Below are 25,739 nucleotides of genomic sequence, written 5' to 3'. Positions count from 1 at the left end.
TGGCCGTCAGGGAATGATCCCGGCCCGTCGGGCGACCACGACGGCCTCGAGCCGCGTGCTCGCGCCGAGTTTGGCCATGACCGTCTGCATGTAGCTCTTCACCGTGTGCGGGGACAGGCCCAAGGTGTCCGCGATGCGCCGATTGGACAGTCCCGCGGCGGCGAGGGTCACGACGTCGACGTCGCGGGACGTCAACGGGGTCATGATGGTCGGTTCCGTTGCCACGGAATCGATCTCGGCAAGATCGCGCGTGATGCGCTCGAGCACGGACCGGGTCTCCGCGTGTCCGACGTTCTGCGAGAGCACTCGCAACTGGGCGTGCGCGTCCCGCAGTCGCTCGCGAAGACGTGCCTCGTCTCCGAAGCCGGCACCGTTGTCCACCGCGGTGCGCCCGGGTCGGTCGCGCGCGAAGGCTCGCACTTCACGCGCCATCGCGTCCTGAACGCGGCCACCGATCACCTCGGGACCGCGGAACGCGCCGTAGACGATGGCGACGGCGCGGCCGGCGACCACGATGGGCATGGCCACCACGGAGCGGATGCCCTCGGCCCGCACCTCACGGTCGTAGGTGTGCGTGATGCGGTCCGAACCGAAGTAGTCGTCGACCGCCAGCGAGCGTTTGAGCGCGACGGCCTTTCCGCCCAGACCCTGGTGCACGGGAAGAACGGTCCCCGGCAGCGCGCCGGTGGTGGATCCGCAGAAATTCTGCAGACGAAGCACACCGGAGTCGTCGACCGGGCCGCCGAAGGCCACCGAGACCCCGGACGCCCTTCGCACCCGGGCCAGGACGTGGGTCATCTCGTCGTCCGACACCTGCGGCGCCGGCGTCACGAGGCACGTTCCGTGCGGGGACTCACGGCGCCGAGGTTCACCGCGCCATTGTGTCAGTCCGCGCCGCGCGGCGGATCGGTTTCGAGGCCCGAGCCGAAGGTCTCGCGCAGCTCCGCGACCAGGAGGTCCGGCACCTCGAGCGCCGCGAAATGCCCGCCGCGAGGCATTGCGCGGTAGTGGACGATGTGCCGGTATCGACCGTCGAGCCAGGGGCGCGGGACCTGCGCGATGTCGCCGGGGAAGATCGAGAACCCCGCGGGAACCGTGATCGGCGTCGAGTCCGCGGTCTGCGCGTAACTCTCCCAGTACAGACGGGCGGCCGACGCCCCGGTCGCGGTCAGCCAGTAGAGCATGACGTTGTCGAGGAGCCGGTCTCGCGCGATCGCCTCCTCGGGCCCCGTCGTCGAATCGGTCCACTCGGCGAATTTCTCGATGATCCACGCCAACAGCGCAACCGGCGAATCGACCAGGGCGTAGCCGATGGTCTGCGGGCTCGTCCCCTGCACCCGCGCGTACGCCGTGCGGGTCTTGCGAAAGCGTTCCGTGCGGGCGACCATGGCCGTCTCCCGCGCGTCGAGCGACATCGAGGGGTCCGCGTCGGACGGCGAGATCTGCGGAAACGTGGTGTGGATGGCCATGATTCGATCCGGGTGCCGCACCGCGAGGCCGCAGGTGACGGGACCGCCCCAGTCGCCCCCGTGCGCCAGGAAACGCGGATAGTCCAGCCGCGTCATCAAGACCGCCCACGCATCGACGATGCGGTCGACACCCCACCCGGCCGCCGCCGGCCGGTCGCTGAATCCGAACCCCGGCAACGACGGCACGACCACATGGAACGCCGGCGCGGCGGGGTCGACCGGGTCGGACAACTCGGCGATCACGTCGAGGAACTCCACGACGCTGCCCGGCCAACCGTGCGTCAACAGCAGGGGACGCGCGTCGGGGCGGGTCGAGCGCACGTGAAGAAAGTGCACGCCCAACCCGTCGATCACCGTACGGAACTGGCCGCGCTCGTTCAGTTCCCGTTCCACCCTCCGCCAGCTGTAGTCGGTGCGCCAGTACCGCACCAGATCCTCCAGATACGCCAGCGGAACGCCCTGCTGCCACGGCTCGCTCGTCGGCGCGGTCTCGCGTTCCGGTAGGCGCGCGGCCGCGAGCCGCGATCTCAGGTCGTCCAGCTCGGTGTCGTCGATGGCAAGGGTGAACGGCTCGATCGCCGTCGGGTCGGTCATGGTCGAAAGTCTCGTCCCCTCCACGCGCGCCGCGCAATCGTTCGGTGTGGGGCGCGTTCGGTGTGGGGCGCGTTCGGTGTGGGGCCCGTTCGACCTCGGTACGCTCGGTCGATGCCTCTGCCGCCCCACATCGCCGATCTCACGAGCATGGAGTTGCTGCTCTCGGTGGCGGAGCTGGGCAGCATCGGACAGGCCGGGCGGGCCCACGGCATGTCGCAACCAGCGGCGAGCTCGCGCATTCGGTCCCTGGAGAAGCGAGTGGGCGCGCCGCTGGTGCGACGCGGCCCCCGCGGGACGGTCCTCACGGAATTCGGCGAACTGGTCGCGAGTTGGGCCGCACCCGTGGTGACGGCCGCGGCGGGTCTGTCGACGGCGATCGCGGCCCTGCACGCGGACCGCGCCACGCACCTGCGGATCGCGGCCAGTCTCACCGTGGCCGAGTATCTGCTGCCGCGCTGGCTGGTCACGTTGCACGCTCTGCAGCCGACCCTCGCGCCGGCATTGCTGTCCGGCAACTCCGCGTTCGTCGCCGAATCGGTCTCGGCGGGCGACGCGCGACTCGGTTTCGTCGAGAGTCCCGACGTGACAGCGGATCTCGACCGACGCGAGGTCGCTCGCGACGACTTGGTCCTGGTCGTCGCCCCCGACCATCCGTGGGCGTCGACGATGCCGACCGTGGACGCGGTCGTCGGTACGGCCCTGGTGACCCGCGAAGCGGGGTCGGGGACCCGGTCCGCGTTCGAGCGCGCCGTCCGCGCCGCCGGGTTCGGTGCGGTGGCCTCGCCGATGATCGAACTGTCCTCGACCACGGCCATCAAATCCGCGGTCGGCGGCGGAATCGGCGCCGCCGTGCTGAGCTCGTTGGCCGTCACCGCCGAGGTGGCGTCGGGGACGTTGGTGGCCGTTCCGCTTCCCGGTCTCGATCTGTCGCGATCGCTCGCAGCGGTGTGGCCGACCGGCCGTGTCCCGACCGGGCCCGCGGCCGACCTCCTGTCGGTGGCGCTCGGTCGACGCGAACGACGCCGGCAGTCATAAGCGCAGCTTATGGATCGTGACCGGATCGCCCTCTACCGGCGAGACCGGCGACGGCCCAGGCTGGGGGCATGACGACGACCGCCCCGAGCAGCAGCGACCTCGTCTCGGAAACACCCGCGCCCTTCAGCGTGTTCGAGCACGTCACCCCGAACTGGTTCGCGTCCGTGATGGGGACCGGAATCGTCGCCACCGCCGGCGCGACCCTCCCCACTCGACCGGTCGGTCTGCACACCGCCGCGACGATCGTCTGGGCCGTGGCGGCCGCGGCCCTGATCGGACTCTGCGGTGCCTTCGCCGCACACTGGATCCGTCATCGCTCCCGTGCGCGGGCCTACGCACGAGACCCCGTGATGGTGCAGTTCTACGGCGCGCCGCCCATGGCGGTACTCACGGTCGGCGCCGGGACGGCCCTCCTCGGTCCCGATGTCCTCGGAACCGACCTCGCCACCGCGATCTTCGTCGTGCTGTGGACGATCGGAACGGTCGGCGGACTGCTGACGAGCGTCCTCGTCCCCTACGTGATGATCACTCGCCACGACCACGAGGACACCGTCGCCCTCCCTGCCTGGTTGATGCCCGTCGTGCCCCCGATGGTGAGCGCCTCCACCGGCGCGCTGCTGATTCCCCACGTCGCCGAGGGGCAGTGGCGACTGACGATGCTCGCCGCGTGTTACGCCATGTTCGGTCTGTCCCTGGTGGTCGGTCTCGTCACCGTCACGTCGGTCTACAGCCGTCTCCTTCACGGCGGGGTGCTCACCGCGCAGGCGGCGCCCACTGTGTGGATCACGCTCGGCGTGGTCGGTCAATCCATCACTGCGGCCAACCTTCTCGGACACGACGCAGCGGTGGTCTTCACCGGATCACAGCTCGCCGTCGCGAACGGACTCCACGTGTTCGGTATCGCGTTCGGGTTGGTCATGGGCGGTGTCGGCGCGTTCGTCTTCGTCCTCGCCACTGCCCTGACCGTCCATGCCGCACGGCGCGGGATGTCGTTCTCGTTGACGTGGTGGTCGTTCACGTTCCCGGTCGGCACGTGCGTCACCGGCGCCACGGCTCTGGGAGCCGCGCTGAACGCCGAGGCGATCGACGCCCTCGCGGTGATCCTGTTCGTCCTGCTGGTCGGAGCGTGGACGGTCGTCGCGGTCCGCACCGTTCGGGGCACGTGGGACGGCAGTCTCCTACGGCAGGCGTGAACCTGCCTGGTTCACGACCACCGCCAGTCCCTGATCTCGGGAAGATCCTCGAAGTGCTGCCGGATGTACACGTCGTGGCGCACCAGTTGGTCGACGCAGTGCTGCCGCAGTTGCGCTGCTCCGTCCTCGCCGACGCCCGCGCGCTCGAGCACCTCCATCACCAGGTGATATCGGCTGGTCCGATTGAGCACCACCATGTCGAACGGTGTGGTGGTGGTGCCCTGCTCGATGAACCCGCGAACGTGGAAGCGCTCGGCGTTCGGACGACCGTGCAGAAGTTGGTGGATCGCCCGTGGGTATCCGTGGAACGCGAACACCACCTCGACCGAGTCCGTGAACAGTTCCACGAAGTCGCTGTGGGAGAAACCGTGTGGATGGTCGCCCACCGGCACGAGTGCCATCAGATCGATGACGTTCACCACTCGCACCCGAAGATCGGGAAGCCATCGACGAAGAAGGTGCGCCGCAGCGAGAGTCTCCTCGGTCGGCACGTCACCCGCACAGGCCAACACCACGTCGGGGTCGTCGGCCCGCTCGACGTCTTCGGTACCCGCCCACTCCCACACCGAGGCACCCGCCGCGGCGTGCGCTCGCGCATCCGCGAGATTCAGATACTGGGGATGGCTCTGCTTGTCCACCACCAAGAGGTTCACGTGGTCGCGGCTGCGGAAGCAGTGATCGGCCACCGCGAGCAGCGTGTTGGAATCCGGCGGTAGCCAGACTCGAACCACGTCCGGTGCCAGGGGAATCACCGCATCGATGAGGCCGGGGCCCTGGTGACTGAAGCCGTTGTGATCGTTGCGCCAACACGTACTGGTGAGCAGAACGTTCAACGACGCCACCGGAATTCGCCAGTCCAGGGTCGCCGCGTGCTGCAGCCACTTCGTGTGTTGGATCAACATCGACACGCTGACCATCGCGAAGGCCTCGTAACTGGCGAACAGTCCGTGCCGACCGGTCAGAACGTATGCCTCGAGCCACCCTTCGCAGAGATGCTCGCTCAGAACCTCCATGACCCTGCCGTCCGGCGAGAGTCCGTCGTCGACCTCGGTCGTGGGCAACTGCCAGCACCTGTCGGTGGCCTCGAACACCGCCTGCAGTCGGTTGCTCGCCGTCTCGTCGGGGCAGAACAGGCGAAAATTTCCGCCTCCGTCCGACCTGGTGTTGTCGAGGTAGATGTCGCGCATCATCTCGCCCAGGATCGTGGTCGTCTCGTGGGAGGACAGTCCCGGCGCCTCGATGGGCAGCGCATAGTTCTCGAGGTCTCGGATCACCAGGGGCTGCAGCACCGTGCCGCCGTTCGCTTCGGGGAGAGCGCCCATCCGCAGGTCTCCCTCGGGAGCCAGATCCCGAATCGCCGACACGGGCGCGCCGGTGTCGGCGAACAACGTCGCCGGGTCGTACGAGAGCAACCATTGCTCGAACTGCGCGAGATGCTTCGGGTTGTCCCGGACTCCGGACAGCGGAACCTGGTGGGCCCAGTGCGTGCCCTCGATTCGCTTTCCGTCCACCTCGCGCGGGCCGGTCCACCCCTTCGGAGTGCGCAGAACGATGGCCGGCCACCGCACGTCCAGCTCGGGATGCCCGTCGCGCGCGGCGTCCTGGATCTCTCGAATCCGATCGTGGGCGCGCGTCGTCGCGGCCTCGAATGCCGCGAACACCGTCCTCGGATCGTCTCCCTCGACGAAGATCGGTGCCCACCCCTGCCCGCTCAGGTAGTCGTCGATCGACCGATCCGTGCTGCGCCCCAGAACCGTGGGGCCGGAGATCTTTCCGTCGTTCAGATGCAGGATCGGCAGCACGGCGCCGTCGCGAACCGGGTTCAGGAAGGCGGGAATCTTCCACGAGCCGGACAGTGGTCCGGTTTCCGCTTCGCCGTCTCCGACGACGCAGGCCACCACCAGGTCGGGGTTGTCGAACGCCGCACCGGCCGCGTGTGTCAACGCGTACCCCAGTTCACCGCCCTCGTGGATGCTTCCCGGCGTCTGAACACTCACATGACTGGGAATTCCTCCGGGAGTGGAGAACTGGCGACACAAACCGAGCACGCCGGCGGCGTCGAGTGAGATCGCCGGATAGATCTCGCTGTACGACCCTTCGAGGTAGGTGTTCGCCACGATCGCCGGGCCACCGTGACCGGGCCCGGTGACGTAGAGCCAACGCGTCTGTGTCCGGCGGATCAGACGGTTCAGCAGCACGTAGATCATCGACAGGCCGGGGCTCGTACCCCAATGACCCAGAAGTCTCGGCTTGATGTGCGCTGCCGACAGCGGCTCTCGCAGCAGAACGTTGTCCTGCAGGTAGATCTGGGCCACGGTCAGATAGTTCGCCGCATCCCACCACCGCAGATCGGCATCGAGTTCCGCCGCTCCGTAACCGGGGGTGATCACCCGATCGCGCATCGGGGCGCTCATCGGCCGGTCGGAACGACGACGACGGGGATGTCGACCGAGTGCAGAACTGCTCGCGAGGTGGACCCGAGCAACATGGACGAGAATCCGCCGCGCCCTCGGCTTCCCACCACGATCAGCTGGGCGCGGTCGGCCTCGCGAACGAGTTGTCGGACGGGCCGATCCTTGACCACCTCCCGGCGGATCGTGACGTCCGGGTAGTCGTCGGACCATCCGGCCAGACTCTCCGCGAGCGAGACGTTCTCGGCCACCTCGGCCTCCCACCATCGACTGTCGAGATCACGAGTCATCTCCGTCGCGAGCTCGAGGTCGCTCCACGCATGAACGGCCACCAGATCGACTCCGCGCGCGGACGCTTCTTCCAGGGCGAAGCCCAGCGCCGGTCGGCTGTTCGGGGTGCAGTCCACGCCGACCACCACGGGACCTTCCTCGACTTCGTCGGACTTGACCACGACCACCGGGCACGGTGCGTGCGTGGCGACGGCGGTGCTGACCGACCCGATCAGGCCGCCGGTGAACTCGCCCAGACCTCGCGAGCCGAGAACGATCATGGCCGCGTCCGTGGCCGACTGCATCATGACCCGGGTTGCGGGCCCGTGCTCGAGTCGGGTGTCGAGCGAGAGTGTCCGCGATCCGGCGGTGTCGTGCGCGACCTCGACCGCCTCGGCGAGAACACGTTTCGCCGCCACGTCCTGATCGGCGAACACGCCGATTCGGAGGTCGATGGCGTCGGCGTACGTGCCGGGTACGAACAGCGTCGACGTGACCAGCTCCATCGGCACTGCGCGACGGACGGCGGCGCGCGTCGCCCATCGCACGGCGTCGAGCGACGGCGCGGACCCGTCGACTCCGACGACGATCTTGTTCGTGGCGACCATGGTGAGTTCCTGTTCGTCGAGAGAGACTGCGCTTTCCGTACCGAGCATGGCCGCCCGGGAGCGGGCTCGGCAGGGCCCGAAGTCCCCTCACCCGGCGCAGAGGTCCCGGGCCGGAGGTCCTTCGGGAACCACAGCCGGCGCAATCTCGGATCAGGGAAGGGGCACGATCCACTCCAGTTCGGTCCCGGTTCCCGTCGTCGGAGTGCGAATGGCGACCGTACCCTCGCACGCCTTCGCCCGCGCTCGGACGTTGGCCAGGCCGCTCTCGGACACGTTGTCCGGCAACCCCACTCCGTCGTCGGTGATGTCGATACGGAGATCGTTGCCCACGGAGAGAACGACGGTCACGGTGTCGGCGTGCGCATGATGGACGACGTTGCTCACGGCCTCGCGAACCACGGCCACCGCGTGGTCGGCGAGCGCACTGTCGATCACCGACAGGGGGCCCGACATGCGGACGACGGCACGGGTGGAGCCGTGTGCCGTCAATTCGTTCACAGCACCCTCCACTCGCTGTCGCAGGCGTGTTGCCGTGTGGGACGTGCTCTGCAGATCGAAGATCGCTGTCCGAATGTCCTGAACCGTCTCTTGAAGATCGTCGACGGTCTGTGCGAGACGCCGGCGGACCACATCCGATTCGGTCCGGCGCAACGTGCTCTGCAGCGACAGGCCGGCGGCGAAAATACGTTGGATGACGTGATCGTGAAGATCCCGAGCGATGCGGTCCCGATCCGACAACACGTCGAGTTCGTGCATCCGGCGCGTCGTCTCGGCCATCTGCATGACCAGCGCCGCCTGATCGGCGAAGCGGGACATCAACTCGACCTGGGTGTCGTTGAACTGCGCCGAGCCGCGTTCTCGCACCACGACGAGCACACCGCTGACTCCTCCCGCCGTTCTCAGCGGCGCCATGAGCGCGGGGCCGGAGTCCTCGGCTCCCAGAATCTCGGCGTCGAACTCCAGTCGCTCGACTCGGAACGCGGTCCTGCGGAGATAGGCTGCGCCGGTGCTGGATCCGTGGAGGGGGATGACGACCCCGAGGAGCTTCCCGGTATCGACACCTTCCGCGACGGTGACCACGAGTTCCGTGGTCGACGTCGAATCCTGATTCGTGTCGTCCGGAACCGCGATGAACGCGACGTCGGAGGTGGTCAGTTGCAACGCCCGACGGGAGACCATCTGCAACACGTCGGCTGTCTTCGTACCGGCGAGCAGTTCCGTACTGATGTCCCGCATCGCCTCCATCCACGCCTGGCGAACGCGCGATTCCTCGTACAGACGCGAGTTCTCGATGGCGATGCCCGCGGCCGATGCCAACGCCTTGGTCACCACTTCGTCGTCCTCGGTGAACTGCAGACCGTTCTTCTTCTCGGTCAGATAGAGATTGCCGAAGATCTCGTCGCGTACCCGAATCGGTACGCCGAGGAAGGATTTCATCGGCGGATGATTCGCCGGGAAACCCACGGCCTCGGGGTGCTGCGACAGGTCGTCGAGTCGGATTACCTCGGGGTGATCGATCAGCAGACCGAGTACGCCACGCCCCGTGGGAAGCCGGCCGATTCCGTCCCGGACGTCGTCGTCCATTCCGTGATGAATGAACGCGCTGAGCTCGTGGCCGTCCCCTCGCACCCCGAGCGCACCGTAGCGGGCGTCCACCAGTTCGACCGCCGACTCGACGATCGTGCGCAGGGTCACTTCGAGATCCAACCCGGAGGTGATCACCAACATGGCGTCGAGCAGACCGTCGGCCTGCGCCCTCGCGTCGGCAATCTTCTCGATGCGGTCCTGTACCTCGACCAGAAGCTCCCCGAGGCGCAGCTGCGGGAGCGCCGACACCGACCCGTGGTTGCGATCATCCATCGCGGAACCCCGAGAAATCACCGGAGGTGGGCGACCCGTCCGCCAGTTTGGACGCGTAGACGGCCGCCTGCGTACGACGCTCCATACCGAGTTTCGCGAGCAACCTGGACACGTAGTTCTTCACGGTCTTCTCGGCGAGAAACATCCTCGCGGCGATCTGACGATTGGTCAGACCTTCCCCGAGCAGATCCAGCAACGTGCGCTCCTGCCCGGTCAGGTGATCGATCGGACCCGGTTCGGCCGTGCCCGCTCGCAGCTTGTCCATCAGCGCAGCCGCAGCGCGATTGTCGAGTAACGACTTTCCCTGTCCGACATCCGTGATCGCCTGCGTCAGCTCCATACCGGTGATGTCCTTCACCACGTACCCGCTCGCGCCGGCGAGGATGGCGTCCAACATCGCCTGATCCTCCGTGAAGGACGTGAGCATCATGCATTTCAGCTCGGGGCATCGGTCGAGAAGCTCACGGCACAGCTCGATTCCGTTCCCGTCCGGAAGTCGCACGTCCAACACCGCCACATCCGGGCGGAGAGCCGGAATGCGGGCCAACGCCTGCGAGCACGATCCGGCTTCGCCGATGACCTCGAGACCCGGATCGGAATCGATGAGATCGATGAGTCCGCGCCGCACGATCTCGTGATCGTCGACCAGAAACACGGTGGTCATGTGCGCTCCTCTCGCGGGCGTCCTCGGTGGGCGCATGCACATCGAGCCTACGGTCGATCCGACGACATCGGCGCTCGACAACGTCACCGGAACGAACGACGAAGGTCCTTCGCTCGGGATCGGGTGCCGATCAGCGCCGCTTCGAGACATACATGTCGGCATCCGCGTCGCGCAGCAGACCCTCGGCGTCGACGCCGCCGGGGTTCCAACTGACTCCGACGCTCATCGCGATCCGGACCCGAACGCCGTCGATGTCGTGGTCGGCGCACACACACGTGCGGATACGGTCGGCGAGTCGCTGAATGTCGTCGAGCGAATGTGCACTACGTACGACCAGCACGAACTCGTCACCACCGATACGGCAGGCGAGATCACCATCGCGGGTGTTCGCCACGAGACGACGCGCGATCTCGATCAACACGCGATCGCCCACGGCGTGACCGTGACGGTCGTTGACCGACTTGAATTCGTCGACGTCGAGATACAGAAACCCCAGAGGTTCGTCACCGCGGACCAGCGGAGACGACAGATCGGACATCAACCGCCTGCGGTTCCCCAGCCCGGTGAGATCGTCGATCATCACCTGTCGCGCAAGCGTCTCCTCGGTCGTCTTGCGGGCCGTGATGTCCTGGATCTGCGCGATGATCACGTCACCGGCCTCGTGGTCTCGAACCACCGTCGCGTTGCGCTGCACCCAGATCGTCGCCCCGTCCTTGCGTACGTAGCGTTTTTCGGATTCCACGTGTCGAATCGATCCGTCCAGAAGCCCGGCCAGATGAGCGTCGGCAAGGGGGACGTCGTCGGGGTGTGTGATGTCGCGAAACGTCTTGTTCTGCAGTTCTTCACGGGAATACCCGGTCAACTCGCACAGCGCTCGGTTGAACTGCAGCCACCGGCCGTCCATGCTCAGCACGGCTTTCCCGATGGGCGCGTTCTCCATCGCCACCTTGAACAGTCGCACGGCCTGATCTCGTTGACGCTCCGCCTCCACTCGCTCGGAGACGTCGACCACGAGCACCGTGAAACCGAGAACGACACCGTCGACCACGTCGGGAACGTAGGTGGTCTGGGTGTGCCGAGCGATGTTCTCGACGTCGACGAGCGTGCGATCGAACTGCTGCTGAACGCCGGCCAGCACCCCCGTCACGAAAGGCTCGTTGAGTGCGAACAGGTCTGCGCCGAGGACGTCGTGCATGTGCATCCCGACGAGGCGGTAGGGGTCGAATCCGAAGTACGTCGAATAGACCCGGTTCGCGAAGACGTTGCGCAACTGAGCATTCCAGTACCCGATGAGCGAGGGTAACTGGTCGATGGACCGACGCACGATGCCGTCGGGTGCGGCCGCCTGATCGTTCATGCTCGATCCCCTCGCCGTCGGACACCGATTGCCGCAGGTTACACCAGCGAAAGCCGACATGTCCGACTACGACGACCGCGGAGGTCCTCGGGAATTCGGGGACTTCGGTCCGCGCGTTCGGGGACCGTAGGACTCTGTCGGTCCACACCACGCGGCAACGACGATCGACACCTCGAGGACACGACTCGAGCCCGCCGCGACCGACCCGAAAGGGACCCCATGATCACTCCCGCTCCCATCGTCGTAGGAATCGACGGAACCGACACCGCCCTCGCCGCCGCCCGCTGGGCCGCGGACCACGCGCGTCGTACCCGGATCTCGTTGCGCCTGGTCCACTCCATGCCCAACCCCGAGTGGTACCTCGGCAGCGTCGCCGACGTGTCCGAGAAGCGCATCCTCGACGAGATGCAGACCGTCGGCGGACGCCACCTCGAGACCGCCGCGAACGCGGTTCGCGGCGTCGACCCGTCCGGGGACGTCGAGACCGTCACCACGGAAAGTCCCATCGCGGAGTACGTCGCCCACGTGGAGGCCACCATGGTGGTCCTCGGGTCCGGCCGCAGTGGACCGGTTCGAGACATCGTCATGGGTGGCAACAGTATTCGCGTGGTGAACCGGGCCCGGTGCCCGGTGATGATCCGACGAGAGGAGCCGGGCAGCGGGCACGGACCGGACCGACCCGTGGTGGTCGGCGTCGACGGCTCCCCCGAGTCCGATCAGGCCCTCGTCGCTGCACTCGAGTTCGCTCGCACCGCCGGAGCTCCGGTCCTCGCGGCGAACTACTGGGGTCTCGTCGCCAAGGTGGGCGTCGGCATGGGCGCCGGATACGTCGACTGGGACAGCGTGCGACGCACCGAGCACCAGTGGTTGACCGAGCACATCCGGCCGTTCTGCGAGAAGTTCCCCGAGGTGACGGTCGAGGCCGTCAGCTCCGACACATCGCCCTCCTCGTCGCTTCGGTCGCTGTCGACGTCCGCGCAACTGATGGTGGTGGGCAGCCGTGGACGTGGCCGGGTGGCCGGAGCGTTCCTCGGCTCGGTGAGCCAGAACCTGGTGCACCATTCCCACTGCAGCGTCCTCGTCGTCCGCTGACGGGGCCTACCTGCTGCCGCCGATGGGGCCGTTGGTCCGCACGACCGACGCCGAAGGTCCCTGTCGCCGCCCACCGTGCGCGCGAGACAGTGAGAACCCGGGCGGCCGATTCATCGGCTCCACCCCACACCCCGCGGCCCGAGCGCCGCGACCGCTCACAGAGGAGTTCTTCATGGTGACGTCATCCATCGTGGTCGGAGTCGACGGATCCGACTCGGCTTCGGACGCGGTGCGCTGGGCGGTGGTCGAGGCCCTGCATCGACAACTGCCGTTGCACATCGTCTCGTCCGCCCTGGCCTCCCCGGGTTCGTTCTCCGACGGGGTCGACCTCCGGATCGGCGTCGTGGGTCAACGCGAGGTCCTCACCAAAGCCGCGTTGTCGACGGCGAAGGACACGGCTCTGAAGGCCGCGCACGGCGCACCTCTGACCGTGCACACGTTCCTCGAACACGGATCTGCCGCAGCCGCGCTCATCCGTCACTCCGAGACCGCCACGATGCTCGTTCTCGGCTCCCGCGGCCTGGGTGAATTCACCGGCGCCCTGCTCGGGTCGGTGGGAACCGCCGTCGCCGCGCATGCGGTGTGCCCGATCGTCGTCGTGAAGGGATTACCGCCCGCCGATCAACCGCTGCTCGACGGCCCCATCGTGGTCGGCGTCGACTGCACGTCGAATTCCCAACCCGCCGTGCAGTGGGCGTTCGAGGAGGCGGCCCGGCGCTCCACCGACGTGATCGCGGTGCACGCCTGGAGCGACGCCGACGTCAGCGTCATCGCCGCCCAGACACACGCGTACCCGTCTCCGGAGAACCTCGAGATGGTCGAAGCCACCTCGCTGGCCACCAGTCTGGCCGGATATCAGGAGGAACATCCCAACGTGCACGTCGAACGAATCGTCGTGCGGGACAAGCCGGCACGGGAGATCGTGGCCGCGGCTCGGCACGCGCAGATGATCGTGACCGGTAGTCGCGGGCGCGGCGGCTTCTCGGCGCTGCTGCTCGGCTCCACCAGCCGCGCGGTGCTCCATCGAGCGTCGGTCCCGGTGGTCGTCGTTCCCACCGGGCGTCGCTGACCCGGGGTCAGGATTCCCGTCGAGGGACGTGCTCGACGGTGACGCGAGCGCAGGCCGTCGAAACGGGTGGACCGCCGGGCGTGTCCCGAGCCCTCCCCCGCCGTCAGCACTCAGACTCGGACGATGACTGCCGAACCCGACGCTCTCACTCGGTGGGAGAACAAGACGGAGTGGCCGTTGGCCGCGCTCGCCCTGGTGTTCCTCGCGAGCTACTCGGTCGAAGTCCTGGTTCGGCCGGGGGCGCGGGGATCGTCGGCCCTCGAGTTCGTGGCCGTCGCGACGTGGGTGGTGTTCGCGATCGACTACCGGGATCCGGCTCACGTTGGCCTCCGATCGCCGGCGGTGGTTCGTCCGCCACCTGCTCGACCTCGCCGTCGTCGCGTTGCCGCTGCTGCGACCGCTTCGACCGGTACTTCTGCTGATTCTCTTCGGCGCCCTGCAGAAGGCCGTGGGCAACGCCATTCGAGGGCGGGTCGTGGCCTACACCGTGGCCGGTGCGACTCTCCTGGTCTACGTCGCGTCGCTCGCGGTGCTGCAGGCGGAGCGGTCCGACCCCGACGCCGACATCACGTCCTTCGGTCAGGCCGTCTGGTGGTCGATCGCCACCATCACCACCGTCGGGTACGGCGACACCTATCCGGTCACCACCACCGGACGCGTCGTGGCGGTCCTGCTGATGATCGGTGGAATCAGCCTCGTCGGAACGATCACCGCGACGATCGCGTCGTGGATCGTGCAGCGTGTCGCCGACAAGGATTCGAGCCAGAACGATCTGAAGGAGGCCGACGTGCGAGCCCTGCGCCAGGAGATCCGGGACCTACGCGAGGAGCTCGCGCGCCGATGACGGCGCCACGCGCCGATTCACCGAACCACACCCCCGGGTCACGAGAGCGATGGATACTCGGAACATGGTTGCCAACATCTCGTTTCCACGATTTCTCAAGCTCGGGTCCGGTGCAGTCGACGAGTTGGGAGCCGTCCTCGTCGACCTCGGCATCACGCGGCCGTTGCTGGTGACCGACGCCTTTCTGGCCGGGAACGGCACGGCGGATCGCTTGATGACGATCATGACCGACGCGGGACTCCAGCCCGCAGCGTTCTCGAAGACCGTGCCCGATCCGACGACCGAATCCCTCCTGGCGGGCGTCGAGGCGCTGCGCGGCCACGAGGCGGACGCCGTCGTCGGCTTCGGCGGTGGCAGTCCCATGGACACCGCGAAAGCCCTCGCGGTCCTCGGACTCCAGGGCGGCGAGATGCGCGACTACAAGGCGCCGGTCAGTTACCGCGGACCCGCGCTACCGATCGTCGCCATCCCCACCACGGCCGGAAGCGGTTCGGAAGCAACACAGTTCACCATCATCACCGACGTCGACACCGACGAGAAGATGCTGTGCCCGGGTTTGTCGTTTCTTCCCATCGCCACCATCGTGGATTTCGAACTGACCTTGACGATGCCCGCTCGCCTCACCGCGGACACCGGCGTCGACGCCCTGACCCACGCGATCGAGGCGTACGTCAGCGCCAAGGCCAACCCCATCTCCGACGGTCTCGCCCTGAGCGCGATCCGCACCATCGGCACGCACCTGCTCCGCGCGTACCGGGACGGTGAGGACCGGGCGGCCAGGGAGGCGATGATGCACGCGTCGACGCAGGCCGGGATGGCGTTCTCGAACGCGAGCGTGTGTCTGGTGCACGGCATGAGCCGACCCATCGGCGCGCACTTCCACGTGGCCCACGGCCTGTCGAACGCGATGCTGTTGCCGGCGGTCACCGCGTTCTCGCTGAACGGTGCACCGGAGCGCTACGCGGACTGCGCCCGCGCTCTCGGTGCCGCGACCGACAGCGACTCCGACCACAGCGCGGGCGGCAAACTGCTCGACGCGATCGTCACGCTGTGCCGAGACGTCGAGGTTCCGACCCCCGCCACCTTCGGCATCGAGGAAGCACGCTGGGACGGGCTGCTCCCACTGATGGCCGAGCAGGCGCTCGCGTCGGGCAGCCCGAACAACAACCCCGTGGTCCCGACGGCGGAGGAGATCGTCGACCTCTACCGTCGGGTCTACGCCGGGGTCTAGACGGGACCGAACTGGGCGTCGATGTCGGCCAACTCCATGTCGGCCGTCGCCTGGATCAGCTCCAGCAGTTCCGGATCGAGACCGGGCGAGAACTCCTCGAACCGCTCCGGCGCGATGTCCAGCGGAACACCGACGGGGGCCTGCTCGCTCGCGTCGAGGTTCGTGCCGTCCTTCGACGGGGAGAGCCCCTGGAAGATCTTGCCCGCCTCGGACTGACCCTTCAGGTCGAACGTGTACTGCTTGCTCTGCAGGCCGAGGTCCACGAGCTTCTTCACCTCGGGGAACTGCTCGGCGTTGGTCTTGGGGATGGGAAGCATCTTCTTCCAGTCCACCCCGAGCGTCTCGAGCGCTTTCGCGTACCCGTTCTCGTGCGCCTGGTCCCGCACGATCAGGTACGCGATCGTCGAACGAGCGGTCTTGTTGGCCGTCATCTCGTAGATACGGCATTTCTGCAGACGGCCGGTCGACTCGAGCATCAGGTTGTACAGCAGATCGAGCACGAGGTTGCCGGAGTTGTAGACGTAGCTACCGCTCCACGGGTTACCAACGGAGTCGACGGGCAGCGCGCCCTGAGCACCGACGAGATAATGGTGGATGTTCCCCTCGGACAGAGCGATGTTCAGCGGCACGGCGCCGCCCGCTCCGGGGGTGTCCAGCGGGTCTTCCTTCTTGCCCTGGTACCGGGGGGAACCGTCGAGCAGGCGTGAGATCGTGGTGCCGATCAACTCGACGTGCGCGATCTCCTCGGTGCCGATGCCCTGGATCAGGTCGCGGTACGGCTTGGCCGATGCGCCGCGAAAGTTCATGGACTGGAACAGGTACTGCATCATCGTGCGCATCTCGCCGAACTGACCGCCGAGACCCTCCTGCAACGCGTTCGCGGCGGCGGGATCGGGCTCGTCGGATTCGATCTCGTGGATGAGCTGCTGTACGTGGAAGTACATGGGGGCCTCCTCGGCGCGCACGGCTCGCTGCCGCACACCGAACGAATGCCCCGTCACCCGGGGGGTTGGAAACCTTTCCCGCAGTTTTCCCCGGGCACGACATCGGGGTCTGGCCAGGATGAATGTCGTATGCAAAGCTCAGGACATGGCACACAGAGAGTGGTACGAGCACCCGGCCATCGCCACGTGGGGCAAGCCCGCCCTGCTGCTGATCCTCGTCGTCCTGATCGGGCCGGGGTTGATCGGTGACGCCGCATCGGATCCGTCCGCATGGAACGTCATCAAGCTCGGCGTGGGAATCCTGGCCGTCACCGTCTTCCTGCTGTCGTTCCTGTCCCGGTGGGGCCGGTTCGAGTCGCTGGGTTCCGTCGACCCCGAGGACGTTCCGCAGTCCGACGTCGTGGACGCCCTCGCGTCGACCTCGTCACGAGTGGCGGCGATCAAGGCGCTGCGGGAGAAGCATCCGGGGTTGGGCCTGGCCGATGCGGTGAACCTGGTCGAGTCCGAGCGAGCCTGAGCCTCCCGCCCCGATTCTGCGTACGGAATGCGCACCTGCACCGGAAATATCGTGCGCGCGAACACGTTTCGTACGCAGAATCGAGCGGACAGGCGTCCTCACACGTCCTGGAGCCGAATCCCCTTCGTCTCCTTCATGAAGTAGCACGCGACGCCGGTGAGCATCGACAGCACCATGATGTACACCCCGAAGACCCACCCGATGTCCAGGTTCAACAGCAGCTGGTTGAGGTACGGAGCGGTTCCGCCGAACACCGCGACCGAGAACGAGTACGCGAATCCGATGGCCTGCGTACGCAAGCGAGTCGGGAAGCTCTCGGACAGGGTGGACGAGAGCACCGATGCAGGAATGGCGATCACCAGAAGCGCCGCGGTCGACGCGCCGAGCAGGGTGTACCACTGGTCCGAGATCATCATCGTCAGCGGAATCTGCAGGCAGAACATCAGCACCGCGAAGGCCGCGAGCATCGGACGGCGGCCGATGGAGTCGGACAGGCGCCCGAAGAACGGGAGCGAGATCAGCGCGATCACCTGGGCGATCACCAACATCCAGTACGCGGTGTCGGGGTTCATGCCCTGCTGGGTGATGGCGTAGGTCGAGACGTACGACGTCCACGTGTAGTGCGCTGCGGTGATGCCCGAGGTCATGCCGATCATCAGCAGCAGGGCGCGCACGACGGTCTTGCGGGCGATCGGCACCGGAGCGACCTTCTCCTGCTCGTCGTCGAAGACGTCGCTCTCGTCCATGTTCTTGCGCAGGTACAGCGCGAACACCGCGAGGAGAGCACCGAGAAGGAACGGGATGCGCCAACCCCACTGTCCCACTGCCGATTCCGACAGGGTGGAGGTGATGACGCCGCCGACCGTGTACGCCAGCACGGAACCACCGAAGATGGCGACGAACGCGACGCTTCCCCACATTCCGCGGCGGTTGGGGGGCGCGATCTCGCCGACGTAGGAGTACGCCGTCGCCGATTCGCCACCGTGCGCGAAGCCCTGCATCATGCGCGCGAGCAGCAGGAGGACCGAGGCCCAGGCTCCGATGGTCGCGTACGTGGGCATGAGGCCGATCATCAGGCTGCCGGCCGCCATGGTCAGCATCGTGGTGACGAGGACGAACTTTCGGCCGCGCTTGTCGGCGATTCGCCCGAACACGATGCCGCCGAGGGGGCGCATGAGGAATCCGACGGCGAACACGGCGAGGGTCGACAGCAGCGCGGACACGGGATCGGCCTGGCTGAACATCGCGGCGGCGATGAACGGCGCGAACACCGCGTAGGCGCTCCACTCGTACCACTCGAGCACGTTGCCGACCGTGCTCGCGAGCAGCGACTTCTTCCGGGAGGTGATCGAGGGCGAGGTATGCGCCTCGGGGATGGATCCGACGGTCATGGTGTGTCGCTTTCGGTCGAATGGGTGGGCACGGGTACGTCTTTGAGAGCGGCTCGGCGGATCTTGCCGGTCTGGGTCTTGGGGAGGTCGTCGACGAGGTGGACCTCGCGAGGCCGTTTGTAGGCGGCCAACCGTTCCCGCGCGAAGGCCACGAGCTCGGCCTCGGTGGTGTCGGTTCCGGCGCGCAGCGAGACGAACGCGATCACCGATTCGCCCTGGTAATCGTCCGGACGCCCCACCACCGCGGCCTCGAACACGGCGGGATGCTCGTAGAGGGTGTCCTCGACCTCGCGAGGCCAGACCTTGTAACCGGAGACGTTGATCTGGTCCTTGAGCCGGTCGACCAGGTACACCCAGCCGTCCTCGTCGATCACGGCGACGTCGCCGGTGCGCAGGTGTCCGTCGGGCATGGTCGACGCCGACGCGTCGGGATTGCGCCAGTAACCCGAGACCACTTGCGGGCCCGTGATCTCCAGTTCACCGGCGACACCGGGCGGCGTCGGTTCGCCGGCGGGATCGAGCGTGCGCAACCGGACTCGGGGAAGCGCGAGCCCGACGGACAGCGAACCGCTCGCCGGATCGACGGGTGCGCGACGGCCCGGCGGAACGGCGATCACGCCCGCAGTGGACTCGGTCATCCCGTAGGCGTTGTGGATGTAGCACCCGAAGGTGTCCTCGAAGGCCGTCACCGTGGCCGGCGGGATGGGAGCTCCACCCGAGTACAACGACCGCACGGAGGCGAAGTGCTCTCGACCCGCACCGGCGGCCGCCGAGATCGCGTTGAACACGGTGATGGATCCGATCGTGTAGGTCACGCGGTGCTCGACGAACGCGTCGAGTGTCACCGCGGCGTCGAACCGGTGCGCGAACACCAGGAGACAATCGCGCACCAGGGCCACCGCGGCGTCGAGCATGGCGCCGGTGATGTGGAAGAGCGGCGCGACGGCGAAGACCACGTCGCCGTCGACGATGCCGGCCCGCTCCCCGAAATCCGTCGCGGTGGCAAGGGCGTTGGCGTGCGAGATCTGCGCGCCCTTCGGCGGCCCGGTGGTCCCGGAGGTGTACGCGAGCAGGGCGAGATCGGTCTCGGACACGTCGATGTCGGCGGGCCGGCGACCTCGACAGGTCTCGACGAGGCCGAGCAGATCGTTCTCCGGACGTGGCTCGACGCGTGCGGTGGACGCGAACACCCGCGAGTCGTTGCGCGCCTGCAGATCGAGGGCGCTCGTGGTGACGACGGTGCGCACCGTGCTGCCGGCCAGAGTCGTCGTCAGTGCGTCGAGATCGTGCTCGTCACAGACCATCGCGACCGGCTCGGCGTCGTCGACGAGGGCGCGCAGTTCACGGCCGCGGTACATCGGGTTCAGCAGGAGGGCGACGGCACCGATCTTCCACAGCGCGAGAAACGTGAGCGCGTAGTGGGGCACGTTCTGCAGATAGATTCCGCAGCGATCGCCGCGGCCGATCCCCCGTTCGGTGAAGGCGACCGCGAGCGCGTCGGACATGTCGTCGACCTCGCGAGCGGTGAGGACCGCGTCGAAGTAGGCCACGGCCGGGCGATCGGGCGACGCCCGCACCCGGGCGCGCCAGGCGTCGACGATGGTGCGTGGGTCGCTCATCGACAAGTCCTCCCGGTGGGTGCGGATCGTGATGGGTGAGGCCGACCGAACACTCGCTCGGTTCGAAGCAAGAGTGTTGCGGATCACAACATCGGTGTCAACCCCTCGCCGATCGGATGGCACAGGCCGCATGGGCATCTACGGTGGGCGCATGACCGAGGCGATGCAGTGGCGCACGTACGAGGGAACGGCCCTGTCCCCTGCGCTGGCGTCGGCGCTCGCGCAGTTCGTCGAGCAGGGATACCACGGCACGTCGGTGCGGCAGGTCGCCGCCGGAGCCGGACTGTCGGTACCCGGTCTCTACCATCACTTTCCGTCGAAGCAGGCACTTCTGGTCGGCATCATGGACGCCTCGATGAACGAATTGCTGGACCGATCCCGGTCGGCGGAATCCGGCGCCGGATCGTCCCCGGACGACAGATTCGACGCCGTGGTGGAATCACTTCTGCTCTTCCACATCCACCGCCGAGACGTCGCGTTCGTGTGCTCCACCGAGATCCGCAGTCTGGATCCGGAGAACCGCTCCGCGTACATCGCCAAACGCGATGCCCAGCAGCGCATGCTGGATGCGATCGTCGCCGACGGGGTGGCGGCAGGTCGGTTCGACACCCCGCACCCCGTCGACGCCAGCCGCGCGGTGACGACCATGTGCGTCGGCGTCGCCACCTGGTACCGGCCCGACGGCCCGCTGTCCCCATCCGAGCTCGTCGCGGTCTATCTCGACATCGCTCGCCGCACGGTCGGCGCGCACCGCTCGTGACGTGAGGCGAATGCTTGACCGTTCGCGCGGGATCTGTCACTGTTCGATCAGCCGAGCGAGTGTTCGGTCGGTACTACCCCGAGGAGCTCACCGTGGCCATCGACCTGACGTTCGACGCCGACGTGCAGAAGCTGATCGATCGCACCCGCACCTTCACCCGCGAACACGTACTCCCCATCGAGGACCGCTTCCTGGGCAACGTGACGGACGCGGGCGGTGACCGGCTGCGGGTCGAGATGCAGACGGCCGCAAAGGAAGCCGGCGTCTTCGCGCCGCACGCCCCCCTCGAGTACGGCGGCCACGGCCTGAACATGAGCGACCGCGCCCCCGTCTTCGAGGAGGCCGGGTACTCCCTGTTCGGGCCGATCGCGCTCAACCTGGGTGCACCCGACGAGGGCAACGTGCACATGCTCGCCCACATCGCCTCGGCCGCGCAGAAGGAGCAGTTCCTCGCGCCGCTGGCCCACGGCGACGTGCGATCCGCCTTCGCCATGACCGAACCCGCCCCCGGCGCGGGCTCCGATCCGTCCGCCCTGACCACCGCCGCCGTGCGGGTGGACGGCGGGTGGAGGATCGACGGGCACAAATGGTTCATCACCGGCGCGGACGGCGCCGGGTTCTTCATCATCATGGCGCGCACCTCCGGCAAGCCCGGTGATCGTGGCGGAGCCACCATGTTCCTCGCGCCCGCGGACACCGAGGGAATCACGGTCGGCCGCCACATCGGAACCCTCGACCGCGCGATGATCGGCGGGCACTGCGAGGTGTTCTTCGACAACGTGTTCGTTCCCGACGAGAACGTCCTCGGCGCCGTCGACGAGGGCTTCGCCTACGCCCAGGTGCGGCTCGGCCCCGCTCGCATGACCCACGTCATGCGGTGGCTGGGCGCTGCCCGTCGCGGACACGACATCGCCGTCGCGCACGTCGCGCAGCGCGAGGGTTTCGGCAGCACGCTGGGCGACCTCGGGATGATCCAGAAGATGGTCGCCGACAACGAGATAGACATCGCCGCGACCCGAGCGCTCCTGACCAAGGCCTGCTTCGAACTCGACCGGGGCGCGCACGCGGGCAACGAGACGTCGATCGCGAAGACCTTCGCCGCCGAGGCCATCTTCCGCATCGTCGACCGCGGCATCCAGATGTGCGGCGGGCTCGGCGTGTCCGACGACCTTCCCCTCGCCCGCCTCTCGCGCGAGGTCCGGCCGTTCCGGGTCTACGACGGCCCCTCCGAGGTGCATCGGTGGGCGATCGCCAAGCGTACCGTCGGGGCGGCCCGGCGCGCGGCTCGGGAGTCGGCGTCGTGAGCGAACTGCCGGGAATGAACGTCGCGGCGCTGGAACACTTCCTGCGGGAGAACGGCGTCGAACTCACCGGCCCGCTGCGAGTCGAGATGATCAGCGGCGGCCGCTCGAACCTCACCTATCGCGCTGTCGACGACGCCCGATCGTGGGTCGTGCGACGCCCGCCCACCAGCGGCCTGACCCCCTCGGCGCACGACATGGCCCGCGAATGGGCGGTCACGCGCGCCCTCGGACCGACCGACGTCCCCGTGGCGGGTGCCGTGGCCTTCGACGCCGAGGGCACCACGCTCGGCGCCCCGATGACCGTCGTGGACTTCGTTCCCGGCCGGATCGTCCGCACCCACACCGACCTCGAGGATCTCTCGGACGCGGACATCGCCGCGAACGCGGACGAACTCGTCCGGGTCCTCGCCCGGCTTCACGCGGTGGACCACGCCGCCGTCGGACTCGAATCCTTCGGCCGTCCCGACGGTTTCGTCGCCCGACAGGTCGCGACGTGGGCCCGTCAGTGGGAACGCGTCAAGACCCGTGATCTACCGGACGTCGATCGCCTGCACCGGGCCCTGCTCGACGCGGTGCCCGCGCACTCGGCCGCATCGATCGTGCACGGCGACTTTCGCGTCGACAACACGATTTTACGTAGCGACGACGTGGGTTCGGTTGCCGCCGTGGTGGATTGGGAGATGTCGACGCTCGGCGATCCCCTGACCGACGTCGCACTCATGTGCGTGTACCGCCAGCCCATCTTCGACCGGGTGCTCGGCGCCCCCGCCGCTTGGACCAGCCCCCGGTACCCCTCCGCGGACGACCTCGCGCAGCGCTACGCCGCCGTGTCCGGCCGCGACCTCGCGCACTGGGAGTTCTACCTCGGGCTCGCGAACTTCAAGCTCGGCGTCATCGGCGAGGGCATCACTCACCGTGCACGCTCGGGATCGGACACGGGCTCCGGCGCGGACCGCGCGGCCGACGCCACCGAGGAATGCATCGCAGCGGGTCTGCGAGCCATGACAGGAGTATCGCGATGAGCGAGAAGACGGCGTTGATCACCGGAGGATCGCGAGGCATCGGGCTCGCGATCGCCACCGCGTTGGCGCGGGAGGGATGGTCGCTGCTGATCACCGCGCGCAGCGCCGACACCCTCGACAGCGCTGCCCGTACCCTCACCGACGCGGGAGCGGCATCCGTGCGCACCGCGGCGTGCGATCTGGCCGATCGTGATGCGCCGGCGGCCATCGTCGCGGCGTTCGGTGAGGCGTTCACCGCGATGGACGCCCTGATCCTGAACGCCGGCGTCGGCACCGCCGGAACCATCGCGGAGTACCCCATGCGGCGCTTCGACAAGACCGTGGACGTGAATCTGCGCGCGCCGTTCGAGCTGCTCCAACGCTCGCTTCCGTTGCTGCGCGTCGCGGCGGACGCGAACCCGGTGCGGGGTGCGAAGGTCGTGGCGCTGGCGTCTCTCGCCGGCGTCTATCCGGAAGCGGGACTCGCGGCCTACGGCGCCACGAAGGCCGCGATGCTCTCTCTCGTGGACACGTTGAACGCGGAGGAGAGCGCGTCGGGCATCAGTGGGACCGCTCTCGCTCCCGGATACGTCGAGACCGACATGAGCGCATGGATCACCGATCGGATCCCGGCCGACACCATGATCGCGGTGGACGACGTCGTCGAGATCGTCCTGTCCATGCTTCGTCTGTCCGCCCGCACCATGGTCTCGCGCGTGGTGATCAACCGAGCGGGGGCGGGCACCAGCGCCTGAGCGCCGGTACCCGCCCCCACGGCGGTGGACCCGTCAGTCGTCGGACGACTTCTTCACCGCCGGGGCGATTTCGTCTGAGTCGCGCGCCAGCGACGAGGTCCGCACCACCTCGGACTCGGTCGTCGTCGTCTCGCCGTTGTTCTCGAGGAACTTCTCCTTCGTCACGAAGGTGACCTTGACCTTCTCGGCCCGGAACCCCATCACCAGGGCGACGATCATCAGCGAGACCATGATGAAGATCGGCAGTCCGATGACCGTGATGACCTCTTGGAGCGCCTGCAGTCCCGCATCACCGCCGAGCACGATCAGCGTCGCCGAGACCGCACCGAGGGAGACACCCCAGAACACGCGCTGACGGACCGGGCCGGCCTCGCCGTCACCGGAGCACAGCATGTCGATCACCAGGGACGCGGAGTCCGCCGACGTCGCGAAGAACAGTGCGACGACCACCACGGCGATGCCCTGGACCAAGGTGGCGGCCGGGAAGTTCTCGAAGAACGAGAACATGGCCAGCGGGACGCTCTCCGACACCGCCTCCGAGAGGGTGCCGCCATTGCCGCCGATGCCGTCGATGCGCATCGCGGACCACCCGAAGATCACGAACCAGACCAGCGTGAACAGCGACGGCGCCACCAGTACCCCGGCGACGAACTGTCGGACGGTGCGACCGCGGGAGATGCGGGCGAGGAAGACGCCCATGAACGGCGCCCACGTGACGGTCCACGCCCAGTAGAAGACGGTCCAGCCACCCTGCCATCCCCATCCGCTCTCGTCGGTGAACTCGGCCATGGAGTCGTTCCAGAAGGACAGCGGGATGAGGTCACGGGCGTACAGCCCCGTGCTCTCGATGATCTGCCGCAACAGGAACACGGTGTCGGAGGCGATGAGCACGAAGATCATCAGTCCGACGGCGGTGAGGATGTTGATGTTGGACAGGCGACGCACGCCCTTGTCCAGACCGACGACGATCGAGGTGGTCGCCACGACCGTCAGCACACCGATGATGAGGACCTTCGCCCACACGGTGTCGGGGAGGCCGACGAGCTCACCGAGCCCGGCGTTGATCTGGGACGTGCCCAGGCCGAGCGAGACGGCCAGACCGAAGACGGTGCCCAGAACGGCGAACACGTCGATGGCCTTGCCGATCGGTCCCGAGATCTTCTCCTTGAGGATCGGGTAGAACACCGACGAGACCCGCATCGGCAGCTTGTAGCGATAGATGAAGAACCCGAAGGCCAGCCCGGGCAGCGTGAAGATCGCCCAGGTGTGCAGGCTCAGGTGGTAGAGCGAAATGCTCATCGCGTCCTGGGCGGCCTCGACGCTGTAGGGCGTCACGTCGTCGAACGGTGGGGCCGAGAAGTGCGAGATGGGCTCGGCCACGCCCCAGAACATGAGGATGGTGCCGATGCCACCGGCGAACAGCATGGCGAACCAGGAGAGGTTCGAGTAGGCGGGGCGATCGTCGTCCTCGCCGAGGCGCAGATTGCCGTACTTGCTGAACGCCACCCAGGCCAGGAACACCAGCCACACGGTGACGCCCAGGATGAAGAACCACCCCAGATTGGTGGCGATCCATTCGCGGCTGGCGCCGAAGGCGTTGCCGGCAGCGGTCTGGAAGGACAGGAACAGTACGAGCAGCGCGATCATGAGACCGGCCGAGACGAAGAAAATATGATGGTCGGTTCTGAGGCCCAGTCTGCGGGCTAGTGTTTCCACGGTTGCCGTCACCATCCCTGGACGGCACGGTTCGT

General features: G+C 67.5%; 21 protein-coding genes and 1 pseudogene. 11 read left to right on the top strand and 11 right to left on the bottom strand.

The window, feature by feature from the left end:
• Positions 1-6: 6 nt before the first annotated feature.
• Together ACY466_RS07570 and ACY466_RS07565 are read right to left on the bottom strand one after the other, a co-directional pair.
• On the bottom strand, positions 7-831 hold the full coding sequence (locus ACY466_RS07570; RefSeq protein ID WP_463251209.1) for a helix-turn-helix transcriptional regulator: 825 nt from the start codon (positions 829-831) through the stop codon (positions 7-9).
• A 53-nt stretch (positions 832-884) separates the two neighbouring features.
• Positions 885-2,063, bottom strand: coding sequence for an epoxide hydrolase family protein (locus ACY466_RS07565; protein ID WP_463251207.1), 1,179 nt, complete (start codon positions 2,061-2,063; stop codon positions 885-887).
• Between the two features lie 111 nt (positions 2,064-2,174).
• Between ACY466_RS07565 and ACY466_RS07560 the strand changes: the two genes are divergently transcribed.
• Entirely contained in the window at positions 2,175-3,098 is a 924-nt protein-coding gene (locus ACY466_RS07560; RefSeq protein ID WP_463251205.1) for a LysR family transcriptional regulator, read from the top strand.
• Positions 3,099-3,166: 68 nt separating this feature from the next.
• Complete coding sequence (locus ACY466_RS07555; RefSeq protein WP_463251204.1) at positions 3,167-4,291, top strand: TDT family transporter; 1,125 nt, start codon at positions 3,167-3,169, stop codon at positions 4,289-4,291.
• Between the two features lie 11 nt (positions 4,292-4,302).
• Here ACY466_RS07555 and ACY466_RS07550 read toward each other — a convergent pair whose 3' ends face one another.
• From ACY466_RS07550 to ACY466_RS07530, 5 genes are all read right to left on the bottom strand, one after another.
• Positions 4,303-6,705 (bottom strand): phosphoketolase family protein, encoded by a 2,403-nt coding sequence (locus ACY466_RS07550; protein ID WP_463251202.1) that lies wholly within the window; start codon positions 6,703-6,705, stop codon positions 4,303-4,305.
• Entirely contained in the window at positions 6,702-7,580 is an 879-nt protein-coding gene (locus ACY466_RS07545; RefSeq protein WP_463251200.1) for a universal stress protein, read from the bottom strand. The genes ACY466_RS07550 and ACY466_RS07545 overlap by 4 nt, the downstream gene beginning before the upstream one ends.
• 150 nt (positions 7,581-7,730) lie before the next feature.
• Positions 7,731-9,440, bottom strand: a complete 1,710-nt coding sequence (locus ACY466_RS07540; RefSeq protein WP_463251197.1) for a GAF domain-containing sensor histidine kinase — start codon at positions 9,438-9,440, stop codon at positions 7,731-7,733.
• A complete protein-coding gene (locus tag ACY466_RS07535) occupies positions 9,433-10,104 on the bottom strand; it encodes a response regulator (protein ID WP_463251194.1) in 672 nt (223 codons plus the stop codon). Before ACY466_RS07535 ends, ACY466_RS07540 begins: the two co-directional genes overlap by 8 nt.
• Before the next feature lie 130 nt (positions 10,105-10,234).
• Positions 10,235-11,461, bottom strand: a complete 1,227-nt coding sequence (locus ACY466_RS07530) for a diguanylate cyclase domain-containing protein (RefSeq protein WP_463251191.1) — start codon at positions 11,459-11,461, stop codon at positions 10,235-10,237.
• Between the two features lie 219 nt (positions 11,462-11,680).
• Here ACY466_RS07530 and ACY466_RS07525 point away from each other — a divergent pair, with 219 nt between their 5' ends.
• From ACY466_RS07525 to ACY466_RS07510, 4 genes and pseudogenes are all read left to right on the top strand, one after another.
• Positions 11,681-12,553 (top strand): universal stress protein, encoded by an 873-nt coding sequence (locus ACY466_RS07525; RefSeq protein WP_463251189.1) that lies wholly within the window; start codon positions 11,681-11,683, stop codon positions 12,551-12,553.
• 172 nt (positions 12,554-12,725) lie between these two features.
• On the top strand, positions 12,726-13,622 hold the full coding sequence (locus ACY466_RS07520; RefSeq protein WP_463251187.1) for a universal stress protein: 897 nt from the start codon (positions 12,726-12,728) through the stop codon (positions 13,620-13,622).
• Positions 13,623-13,745: 123 nt separating this feature from the next.
• Positions 13,746-14,466 (top strand): annotated as a pseudogene (locus ACY466_RS07515) (potassium channel family protein).
• A gap of 64 nt (positions 14,467-14,530) precedes the next feature.
• Positions 14,531-15,697, top strand: coding sequence for an iron-containing alcohol dehydrogenase (locus ACY466_RS07510; protein ID WP_463251184.1), 1,167 nt, complete (start codon positions 14,531-14,533; stop codon positions 15,695-15,697).
• On the opposite strand, the gene ACY466_RS07505 is transcribed toward ACY466_RS07510, so the two are convergent.
• Positions 15,694-16,698, bottom strand: coding sequence for a manganese catalase family protein (locus ACY466_RS07505; protein WP_463251182.1), 1,005 nt, complete (start codon positions 16,696-16,698; stop codon positions 15,694-15,696). The genes ACY466_RS07510 and ACY466_RS07505 overlap by 4 nt on opposite strands.
• An 88-nt stretch (positions 16,699-16,786) precedes the next feature.
• On the opposite strand from ACY466_RS07505, the gene ACY466_RS07500 reads away from it, so the two are divergent.
• Positions 16,787-17,158 (top strand): hypothetical protein, encoded by a 372-nt coding sequence (locus tag ACY466_RS07500; RefSeq protein WP_463251181.1) that lies wholly within the window; start codon positions 16,787-16,789, stop codon positions 17,156-17,158.
• A 98-nt stretch (positions 17,159-17,256) separates the two neighbouring features.
• Here ACY466_RS07500 and ACY466_RS07495 read toward each other — a convergent pair whose 3' ends face one another.
• Positions 17,257-18,549 carry an MFS transporter gene (locus tag ACY466_RS07495; protein WP_463251179.1) on the bottom strand — a complete coding sequence of 431 codons (1,293 nt, stop codon included), beginning with the start codon at positions 18,547-18,549 and terminating at the stop codon, positions 17,257-17,259.
• On the bottom strand, positions 18,546-20,168 hold the full coding sequence (locus ACY466_RS07490; protein WP_463251177.1) for a class I adenylate-forming enzyme family protein: 1,623 nt from the start codon (positions 20,166-20,168) through the stop codon (positions 18,546-18,548). Before ACY466_RS07490 ends, ACY466_RS07495 begins: the two co-directional genes overlap by 4 nt.
• A 151-nt stretch (positions 20,169-20,319) precedes the next feature.
• On the opposite strand from ACY466_RS07490, the gene ACY466_RS07485 reads away from it, so the two are divergent.
• The 4 genes from ACY466_RS07485 (at position 20,320) to ACY466_RS07470 (ending at position 23,988) form a co-directional block, all read left to right on the top strand.
• Positions 20,320-20,928, top strand: coding sequence for a TetR/AcrR family transcriptional regulator (locus ACY466_RS07485; protein ID WP_463251175.1), 609 nt, complete (start codon positions 20,320-20,322; stop codon positions 20,926-20,928).
• A gap of 92 nt (positions 20,929-21,020) precedes the next feature.
• Positions 21,021-22,232 (top strand): acyl-CoA dehydrogenase family protein, encoded by a 1,212-nt coding sequence (locus ACY466_RS07480; protein WP_463251171.1) that lies wholly within the window; start codon positions 21,021-21,023, stop codon positions 22,230-22,232.
• A complete protein-coding gene (locus ACY466_RS07475; RefSeq protein WP_463251169.1) occupies positions 22,229-23,254 on the top strand; it encodes a phosphotransferase family protein in 1,026 nt (341 codons plus the stop codon). The genes ACY466_RS07480 and ACY466_RS07475 overlap by 4 nt, the downstream gene beginning before the upstream one ends.
• Positions 23,251-23,988: an SDR family NAD(P)-dependent oxidoreductase gene (locus ACY466_RS07470; RefSeq protein WP_463251166.1), complete on the top strand. Its 738-nt coding sequence runs from the start codon at positions 23,251-23,253 to the stop codon at positions 23,986-23,988. Before ACY466_RS07475 ends, ACY466_RS07470 begins: the two co-directional genes overlap by 4 nt.
• 33 nt (positions 23,989-24,021) lie before the next feature.
• Here ACY466_RS07470 and ACY466_RS07465 read toward each other — a convergent pair whose 3' ends face one another.
• Positions 24,022-25,719 (bottom strand): BCCT family transporter, encoded by a 1,698-nt coding sequence (locus ACY466_RS07465; protein ID WP_463251163.1) that lies wholly within the window; start codon positions 25,717-25,719, stop codon positions 24,022-24,024.
• Between the last annotated feature and the right edge of the window lie 20 nt (positions 25,720-25,739).

The sequence above is a fragment of the Rhodococcus sp. K11/5 genome (genome assembly GCF_055193735.1).
Note: the sequence above shows the minus strand (reverse complement) of the source record. Positions and strands in the feature narration are given on the sequence as shown.

What these genes read in the sequence shown, in the direction of transcription:
- ACY466_RS07495 (WP_463251179.1), bottom strand. Translation starts at nt 18,549, where the DNA reads ATGACCGTCGGATCCATCCCCGAGGCGCATACCTCGCCCTCGATCACC.
- ACY466_RS07540 (WP_463251197.1), bottom strand. Translation starts at nt 9,440, where the DNA reads ATGGATGATCGCAACCACGGGTCGGTGTCGGCGCTCCCGCAGCTGCGC.
- ACY466_RS07530 (WP_463251191.1), bottom strand. Translation starts at nt 11,461, where the DNA reads ATGAACGATCAGGCGGCCGCACCCGACGGCATCGTGCGTCGGTCCATC.
- ACY466_RS07560 (WP_463251205.1), top strand. Translation starts at nt 2,175, where the DNA reads ATGCCTCTGCCGCCCCACATCGCCGATCTCACGAGCATGGAGTTGCTG.
- ACY466_RS07470 (WP_463251166.1), top strand. Translation starts at nt 23,251, where the DNA reads ATGAGCGAGAAGACGGCGTTGATCACCGGAGGATCGCGAGGCATCGGG.
- ACY466_RS07525 (WP_463251189.1), top strand. Translation starts at nt 11,681, where the DNA reads ATGATCACTCCCGCTCCCATCGTCGTAGGAATCGACGGAACCGACACC.
- ACY466_RS07555 (WP_463251204.1), top strand. Translation starts at nt 3,167, where the DNA reads ATGACGACGACCGCCCCGAGCAGCAGCGACCTCGTCTCGGAAACACCC.
- ACY466_RS07545 (WP_463251200.1), bottom strand. Translation starts at nt 7,580, where the DNA reads ATGGTCGCCACGAACAAGATCGTCGTCGGAGTCGACGGGTCCGCGCCG.
- ACY466_RS07465 (WP_463251163.1), bottom strand. Translation starts at nt 25,719, where the DNA reads ATGGTGACGGCAACCGTGGAAACACTAGCCCGCAGACTGGGCCTCAGA.
- ACY466_RS07485 (WP_463251175.1), top strand. Translation starts at nt 20,320, where the DNA reads ATGACCGAGGCGATGCAGTGGCGCACGTACGAGGGAACGGCCCTGTCC.
- ACY466_RS07550 (WP_463251202.1), bottom strand. Translation starts at nt 6,705, where the DNA reads ATGAGCGCCCCGATGCGCGATCGGGTGATCACCCCCGGTTACGGAGCG.
- ACY466_RS07500 (WP_463251181.1), top strand. Translation starts at nt 16,787, where the DNA reads ATGGCACACAGAGAGTGGTACGAGCACCCGGCCATCGCCACGTGGGGC.
- ACY466_RS07510 (WP_463251184.1), top strand. Translation starts at nt 14,531, where the DNA reads ATGGTTGCCAACATCTCGTTTCCACGATTTCTCAAGCTCGGGTCCGGT.
- ACY466_RS07565 (WP_463251207.1), bottom strand. Translation starts at nt 2,063, where the DNA reads ATGACCGACCCGACGGCGATCGAGCCGTTCACCCTTGCCATCGACGAC.
- ACY466_RS07535 (WP_463251194.1), bottom strand. Translation starts at nt 10,104, where the DNA reads ATGACCACCGTGTTTCTGGTCGACGATCACGAGATCGTGCGGCGCGGA.
- ACY466_RS07490 (WP_463251177.1), bottom strand. Translation starts at nt 20,168, where the DNA reads ATGAGCGACCCACGCACCATCGTCGACGCCTGGCGCGCCCGGGTGCGG.
- ACY466_RS07520 (WP_463251187.1), top strand. Translation starts at nt 12,726, where the DNA reads ATGGTGACGTCATCCATCGTGGTCGGAGTCGACGGATCCGACTCGGCT.